This is a genomic window from Segeticoccus rhizosphaerae, from assembly GCF_009192725.1.
GTDB lineage: Bacteria > Actinomycetota > Actinomycetes > Actinomycetales > Dermatophilaceae > Segeticoccus > Segeticoccus rhizosphaerae.
Window position 1 is genome coordinate 1 of the sequence record NZ_VOHR01000189.1, and the last position, 7,561, is coordinate 7,561.

Annotated in this window: 7 protein-coding genes and 1 pseudogene; 7 read left to right on the plus strand and 1 reads right to left on the minus strand. The window is 70.8% G+C overall.

The genetic code is table 11. The features are described 5' to 3' along the window. A pseudogene (locus FRW57_RS14265) lies at positions 1–587 on the minus strand (hypothetical protein); the annotation flags it as partial. A gap of 188 nt (positions 588–775) precedes the next feature. Here FRW57_RS14265 and boxC point away from each other — a divergent pair. The 7 genes from boxC to FRW57_RS24070 all read left to right on the plus strand — a co-directional run. Further along, entirely contained in the window at positions 776–2,539 is a 1,764-nt protein-coding gene (boxC, locus tag FRW57_RS14270) for a 2,3-epoxybenzoyl-CoA dihydrolase (RefSeq protein WP_152186303.1), read from the plus strand. Positions 2,540–2,544: 5 nt separating this feature from the next. Further along, entirely contained in the window at positions 2,545–4,182 is a 1,638-nt protein-coding gene (locus FRW57_RS14275; protein WP_238384465.1) for a benzoate-CoA ligase family protein, read from the plus strand. Beyond that, on the plus strand, positions 4,179–5,195 hold the full coding sequence (locus FRW57_RS14280) for an NAD(P)/FAD-dependent oxidoreductase (RefSeq protein ID WP_137119969.1): 1,017 nt from the start codon (positions 4,179–4,181) through the stop codon (positions 5,193–5,195). The genes FRW57_RS14275 and FRW57_RS14280 overlap by 4 nt, the downstream gene beginning before the upstream one ends. Before the next feature lie 45 nt (positions 5,196–5,240). Further along, positions 5,241–5,570 carry a ferredoxin gene (gene fdxA, locus FRW57_RS14285; RefSeq protein ID WP_137119968.1) on the plus strand — a complete coding sequence of 110 codons (330 nt, stop codon included), beginning with the start codon at positions 5,241–5,243 and terminating at the stop codon, positions 5,568–5,570. Positions 5,571–5,579: 9 nt separating this feature from the next. Further along, complete coding sequence (locus FRW57_RS14290; RefSeq protein WP_152186304.1) at positions 5,580–6,581, plus strand: amidohydrolase family protein; 1,002 nt, start codon at positions 5,580–5,582, stop codon at positions 6,579–6,581. 1 nt (position 6,582) lies between these two features. After that, a complete protein-coding gene (locus FRW57_RS14295; RefSeq protein ID WP_152186305.1) occupies positions 6,583–7,125 on the plus strand; it encodes a gamma carbonic anhydrase family protein in 543 nt (180 codons plus the stop codon). After that, positions 7,122–7,561 (plus strand): DUF6158 family protein (locus FRW57_RS24070; protein WP_203230338.1); only part of this gene is annotated, 440 nt, incomplete at its 3' end. The genes FRW57_RS14295 and FRW57_RS24070, both read left to right, overlap by 4 nt.

Below are 7,561 nucleotides of genomic sequence, written 5' to 3' on the forward strand. Positions count from 1 at the left end.
GGTCTGCTGGAGCGGTCGGCCGCCAGGGCCGGCCCGGCCCACGCGAACGACCGCTCCAGCAGACCGAGCTCCTGCACGGCCGCGCGGACCGCGTCGCTCTTGGAGGCGTCGGGCACGACCCACAGCCCGGGCGAGGGCGAACCGAGCCCGAGCCAGGTCAGTCGGGTGCGCAGGCGGTGCCGCAGCTGGCGCTGGCTCTCGGGGACTCCGACCGTGAGCACCAGCCATCGACCGTCCCAGGGCCGGTTCTGGCGCATGAACCCGTAGATCCGCTCGGTTCCCTCCTGGAGGAGCGAGGCGCCCGTGGGCGTCAACGACCAGCGCACCCTGCGACCGTGCCGGGAGGACTGCAGCAGACCCTCGGCGGCCGTCCTCGCCACCGCCTGCCGGGCGGACTTCTCCTCCACCCCGAGGGCCCCGAGGGCCTCCACCAGGGTGCCGGTCCAGGCGACCCCGTCGCGCGGATGCACGAACTCGCCGAGCGTGGTGAGCAGCAGCGAGCGGGCGCTGCTCGAGCTGGACCCGCGCTGACGACCGGCCGGCGCCTCAGCGGATCGAGCGGCGGCGCGTTGCCGGGACTCGGGCACGGGTGCTCTCCTGTCGTGTGCGGGTGTCGTTCGCCATGGTGCCAGCGACCCAGGGCTGGATCTGCGAGCGACTCGTGCTCAACCCTAGTCCGAATCCAGATTTAATTCTACAAACTCTTGACGAACTACGTGTTAAACGTAGAGTCTTGTTGGTGGACCCCGACCGAGCGCCGAGAGTGGAGCTAGCCATGACCGTGACCGACCGCACCGAAAACCCCAGGGAAGCCTCAAGCGCCCAGGACGCGGAGACCGCCGAGGGACAGGCCGTGGACGCCACCGCGCCGGCGAGCCCTCCCACCGTCAGCTTCGCCACGGCGCCCGACCAGTACCGGCACTGGAAGCTCGGGGTGGACGGGCAGGTCGCCACGGCCACCCTCCTGGTCGACGAGAACGGCGGGCTGGTCGGCGGCTACGACCTGAAGATGAACTCCTATGACCTCGGGGTGGACATCGAGCTCTACGATCTCGTGCAACGGGTCCGCTTCGAGCACCCGGAGGTCAAGGCCGTCGTCATGACCGGGGGCCTGGAGCGGATGTTCTGCGCGGGCGCCAACATCCGGATGCTGGCGCAGTCCAGTCACGGCTGGAAGGTGAACTTCTGCAAGTTCACCAACGAGACCCGCAACGGCATCGAGGACGCCACCGACAACTCCGGGCAGACCTGGATCGCCGCGCTCAACGGCACGGCGGCGGGCGGCGGCTACGAGCTCGCGCTGGCCTGTGACCAGATCGTCCTCATCGACGACGGCTCCTCCACCGTCTCGCTGCCGGAGGTCCCGCTGCTCGGCGTCCTGCCCGGCACCGGCGGCCTGACGCGCGTCGTGGACAAGCGGCACGTCCGCAAGGACAGGGCCGACCTGTTCGCCACCAAGTCCGAGGGTTACCGCGGCGACACTGCGGTGCAGTGGGGCCTCGTGGACGCCACCGTCCCCCGCAAGGACTTCGCCGACGAGGTCGCGCGGCGGGCCGCGGAGGTCGCGCAGAGCTCGACCCGGCCGGCCGACGCGACCGGCGTGACCCTGGCGCCCCTGGCGCGTCAGAACGACGGTGACACGATCACCTACCCCTTCGTCACGGCCACGCTCGACCGCGCCGGACGCCGCGTCGACATCACCGTGCAGGGTCCCACCGAGGCGCCCCCGGCCGCCGCCGCCGCGGTCCTCGCGCAGGGCGTGGACTACTGGCCGATGGCCCTCACCCGCGCGCTCGACGACCTGATCCTGCACCTGCGCACCAACGAGCAGGAGCTCGGCACCTGGGTCCTTCGGGCCGAGGGAGACACCGACCAGGTCCTCGCCTACGACGCCCAGCTCGCCGACCTGGCGGACGACTGGTTCGTGAACGAGGTGCGCCACTACTACAAGCGCACGCTCAAGCGCCTCGACGTCACCAGCCGCAGTCTCTTCGCCGTCATCGAGCCCGGCAGCTGCTTCGCCGGCCTCCTGCTCGAGCTGGCGCTCGCCGCCGACCGGCAGTACATGCTGGAGGGGGTCTACGAGGACGTCGACCCCGACGCGGACCCCGCGGCGATCGTCCTCACCGCGTCCAACGACGGCAGCTACCCGATGGGCAACGGCCTGTCCCGCCTGCAGTCGCGCTACTTTGGCCACGACGACGAGCTCGAGGCGGTCCGAGGCCGGCTCGGTGAGCGGCTGGATTCCAGCGCCGCAGACGACCTCGGTCTGGTGACCATGGCCCTCGACGACATCGACTTCGAGGAGGAGCTGCGGATCGTGCTCGAGGAGCGCGCCTCCTTGTCGCCCGATGCCCTCACCGGCATGGAGGCCAACCACCGGTTCGTCGGACCGGAGACGGTGGAGACCAAGGTGTTCGGCCGCCTCACCGCGTGGCAGAACTGGATCTTCATCAGGCCCAACGCTTCCGGCCCCGATGGTGCGCTACGCCGCTTCGGCAGCGGCCTGAAGGGCTCCTACGACTTCAACCGGGTGTGATGGCGATGGCAGAGCAGTTCAACGCAGCCCACTACCTGGTCGACCGCCACGTCGAGGCCGGTGACGGTGAACGCGTCGCCGTGCGCGGCAGCCGCAACACGCTGACGTATGCCGAGCTGGCCGCCGCCTGCGCGGACGTCGCCGGAGCCTTGCGAGGCCTGGGCCTGCGACGCGACGACCGCGTGGTCCTGGTGATGTCCGACGACGCGGAGATGGTCACCGGCATCCTCGGCGCCTTCCGGGCAGGGGTCGTCGCGGTCCCGGTGTCGACGATGTACAACGGTGCCGAGCTCGGCACCATCCTCGCCGACTCCGGCGCCCGGGTCGTCCTCACGACGCACGAGTACGCCGCGGCGGTGTCGCAGGCGCTGCAGGCCGCGCCCGACGTGGAGCACGTCGTCTTGCACGGTGCGGCCGACCTGCCGGTGCCGGCCGGCACCCGGCTGCTCACGTGGGACGAGTTCGTCACCGGAGGACGGGGCGAGGCCGCGCGACGCGAGCTGGCTCCCACGGTCGAGGACGCCTGGGCGCTGTGGCTCTACACCTCGGGCACCACCGGCAGCCCCAAGGGCGCGATGCACCGCCACGCCAACATCCGGCACGTTTGCGAGACCTATGGTCAGCAGGTGCTCGGCATCCGCCCCGACGACGCGTGCTTCTCCATCGCCAAGCTCTTCTTCGCCTACGGCATCGGCAACTCGCTGTTCTTCCCGCTGTCGGCCGGCGCCAGCACGATCCTGGAGCCGCGCCGTCCGGTGCCGGCGGTCGTCGCCGAGCGGGTCCGCGCCGAGCGGCCCACCCTGTTCTTCGGCGTCCCGACGTTCTTCGCCTCGCTGCTGGCCAGCGACATCCCCGACGACACCTTCGCGTCGGTGCGGTTGGGCACGTCCGCGGGCGAATCCCTCCCGGCGCCGCTGCAGAAGCGCTTCACCGACCGCTTCGGCTTCGAGATCCTGGACGGCATCGGTTCCACCGAGGTGCTGCACATCTTCGTGTCCAACCGTCCCGACGACATCCGGCCGGGCACCACCGGGCGGGCCGTGCCCGGCTACGACATCGAGCTGCGCGACGCGGACGGCAACCTGGTCCCGGTGGGGGAGCCCGGTGGCCTGTTCGTGCGCGGCCAGTCGAGCGCCGTCGGCTACTGGCGCCGCACGGACGCGAGTCGACAGGTCTTCCAGGGCGAGTGGCTGTCCACCGGTGACAGCTATGTCCAGGACGAGCAGGGCTACTACACGTGTCTCGGGCGCAGCAACGACCTGCTCAAGGCCGGGGGCATCTGGGTGTCGCCGGCCGAGGTGGAGGCCAGGCTCCTCGAGCACCCCCAGGTGTCGGAGGTGGCCGTGGTCGGCGCACCCGACGCCGAGGGACTGATCAAGCCGGTCGCCGCCGTCGTCCCCGTCGACCGCGACGCCGTGACCAAGGAGGAGCTGGTGGCCTGGTGCCGTGAGGGACTGGCGTCCTTCAAACGGCCGCGTGCCGTCGTGTTCGTCGACGAGCTGCCCAAGACCGCGACGGGCAAGGTGCAGCGCTTCAAGATCCGGGACCTGGTGGTGGAGTCGGGTGCCGCCGCCGCTGCGCCGACCTCGCCCCTCCCGACCGCCTCCACGTCCGTCCCCGAGTCGCCCGGAGTGACCGCATGAGCGCCGTCGAGGTCGACCTGTTGATCGTCGGAGCCGGCCCCGTGGGGCTGTTCGGCGCCTACTACGCCGGCGTCCGCGGCCTGCGCGTGGCCGTGGTCGACTCGCTCAGCCAGGTCGGTGGACAGGTCACGGCGATGTACCCGGAGAAGCAGATCTTCGACATCGCCGGATTTCCCGCCATCTCCGGGCGCCAGCTGGTGAGCAACCTGGTCGAGCAGGCCGCCCCCTACGAGCCCACCTACCTGCTCGGACAGGAGGCGCAGCAGCTGGAGCGGATCACCCGCGACGGCCGGCCCGACCTGCTGGTCGTGCGCACGAGCGACGGCACCGAGGTGACCGCCGGCGCGGTGATCATCACCGGCGGGATCGGCACCTTCACACCCCGGCCGCTGCCGGCCGGCGAGGACTTCCTCGGCCGCGGTCTCGACTACTTCGTGCCCTCTTCGGCGGAGTATGCCGGGAAGCAGGTCGTCGTGGTCGGTGGCGGTGACAGCGCCGTGGACTGGGCGCTCATGCTCCAGCCGATCGCCGACCGGGTGACGCTCGTGCACCGCCGCGAGGCGTTCCGGGCGCACCAGGCCTCCGTCGACCAGCTGCACGGTTCCGACGTCGAGGTCATCGTCAACGCGCAGGTCACCACGACGACCGGCGCCGCTGCGCTCGAGACCATCGACATCACGGTAAAGGGCGAGGAAGAGTCGCGCACCCTGCCCTGCCAGAAGCTCGTGGCCGCCCTCGGGTTCACCGCCAACCTCGGTCCCTTGCGCGACTGGGGCATGGAGCTGCATGACAACCGGCACCTGGTCGTCGACTCGGCGATGCGCACCTCGGTCACCGGCGTCTTCTCGGCCGGTGATATCACGCAATACGATGGCAAGGTGCGTCTCATTGCCGTGGGCTTCGGCGAGGTGGCGACTGCAGTGAACAACGCTGCAGTCCATCTGGATCCGGACGCCCAGCTCTTCCCGGGCCACTCGACCGACAACCAGGCGGCTGTCCCGGTCCCGGCCTGAGCCGACCCTCCGGACCATCCCCGACCACGAAGGCAGGAGAGCCTGATGCCCTACGTCATCGCCAGTCCTTGCATCGACATCACGGACAAGTCGTGCACAGAGGAATGTCCCGTCGACTGCATCTACGAGGGTGACCGCAAGCTCTACATCAACCCCAAGGAGTGCATCGACTGCGGCGCCTGCGAGCCGGTCTGCCCGGTCGAGGCGATCACCCAGGATCGGCGGGTGCCGGAGGCCGACGCCGAGTTCACCGAGGACAACAAGCGGTTCTTCACCGAGACGCTGCCGGGGCGGGACGAGCCACTGGGCGCGCCGGGCGGCTCGCACAAGACCGGGCCGATCGGGGTCGACACCCCGATGGTCGCCGAGCGCTAGGAGCCGCCCGTGCTCGACGGTATGCGGTTGGTCGACGCCCACGTGCACGTCCCCGTGCTGGGCTCGCTGCGCCCGTCGTGGCTGCAGTGGGCGCGCGACTTCGGACCCGAGGGAATCCTCGAGGAGGTCTGGGACGAGCAGGGCCGGCCGCGCCCCGCCCGGTTGGACGAGCTGTTCGCCGACCAGGGCGTCGACGTGGCCCTGCTGTTCTGCGAATACAGCCCGAAGGCCACCGGCATGCAGCTCTTCGACGACCTGCTGCCGATCGTCGAGCACAACCCGAGCCGCTTCCGACCGGTGGCCAACGTCAACCCACACCTGCACTTCCCGATCGCGGCCGAGCTGGAGCGACAGCTCGACCACGGCGCGGCCGCCCTCAAGCTGCACCCCGTGCACGGCGGTTTCCGTTGCGACGACAGGGCGCTCTACCCGGCATACCAGGTGCTCGCCGAGCGGGCGGTGCCGCTCGTGGTGCACTGCGGCACCAGCACCTTCCCCGGCTCGTCCAACGAGCTGGCCCACCCCGAGATCCTGCTGCCGGTGATCCGTGACTTCCCAAAGCTCAACGTGGTGCTCGCCCACGGTGGGCGCGGCTGGTGGTACGACGCGGCCGCCTTCATGGCCCTCACCTTCGACACGGTGTGGCTCGAGCTGTCCGGCCTGCCGCCCAAGCGGCTGCCCGAGTACTACGCGAAGTACGACCTGGGCCGGCTCGCCCGCCGGTGGATCTTCGGCACCGACTGGCCGGGGGTGCCCGGCACCGCGCAGAACGCGAGGGCAGTCGCCGGACTGGGACTGTCACCCGAGGTGGCCGCGAGCGTGCTCGGAGGCAACGCGATGCGGGTGTATGCCGGGTTGCCCCGGCCAGGGGCCGATCCCGCCGATCCCGCCGATCCCGCCGATCCCGCCGATCCCGCCGATCCCGCCGATCCCGCCGGTTCCGTTGGTCCTTCCGAGCCCGCGCCTGACGGTGCGCCCCGTCAACCCTCTGATGACCGGGGGGACCGCTGACATGCCCATCTACGCGCTGGGTGAGCACGAGCCCCTGATCGACCCCGACGCCTACGTGCACCCTGACGCCGTGCTGATCGGGCGGGTCCGCATCGGCCCCGAGGCATCGGTCTGGCCCGGAGCGGTCCTGCGTGCCGATTTCGGCGAGATCGTCGTCGGCGCGCGCACCTCGGTCCAGGACGGCACCGTGGTGCACACCACCGAGCACTGGCCGACGATGATCGGCCAGGACTGCGTGGTCGGCCACAACGCGCATCTCGAGGGCTGCACGGTCGAGGACCGCTGCCTCATCGGGTCGGGGTCGGTGGTGCTCAACCGCGCTGCCGTGCGCACCGGCTCGGTGGTCGGCGCACAGGCCCTCGTTCCCGAGGGTCTCGAGGTGCCCGCCGGACACATGGCCCTCGGCATCCCCGCCCGTCCCAAGCCGATGCGCGACGCCGACCAGACGACGTGGATCGACGAGGCGGTGCGCGAATACACCGACGCCGCCAAGCACTACCGCGACCAACTGCGCAGGATCGACCAGGAAGGACACCCCCGATGAGCGAGCACGAGGTCCAGGGCCGACCGGCCAGCGAGCTGTCCGACGAGGAGCTCGAGCAACAGGGCAAGCACGCCCACGACACCCGCAACTGGGCATTCCTGCACGGCACCGCCGAGCAGTTCGCGCACCACACGGCGCGGATGCTCGAGCTCGAGCGGGAGTACCTCCGGCGCTACCCCAAGCGCACCTGGCAGGGGTCGGGCGGCGCGCCACACGACGTCCGGGAGACCGCCGAGGCGTGGCGCGAGACCGTCCGGGGCGTGATCCAGCAGCTCGAAGCGCTCGTGGAGCTGCCGGATCCGCCGGCGCGGAACGGCGTCGGTGACGACCCCGAGACGGCGTTCCTGCGCCGGATCGCCGACGCGCCGGGGGGACGGCTGCACAAGCTCGAGGCGCACCAGGCGGCCCGCGAGGTCGGGCTCGACCGTGCCGCCGT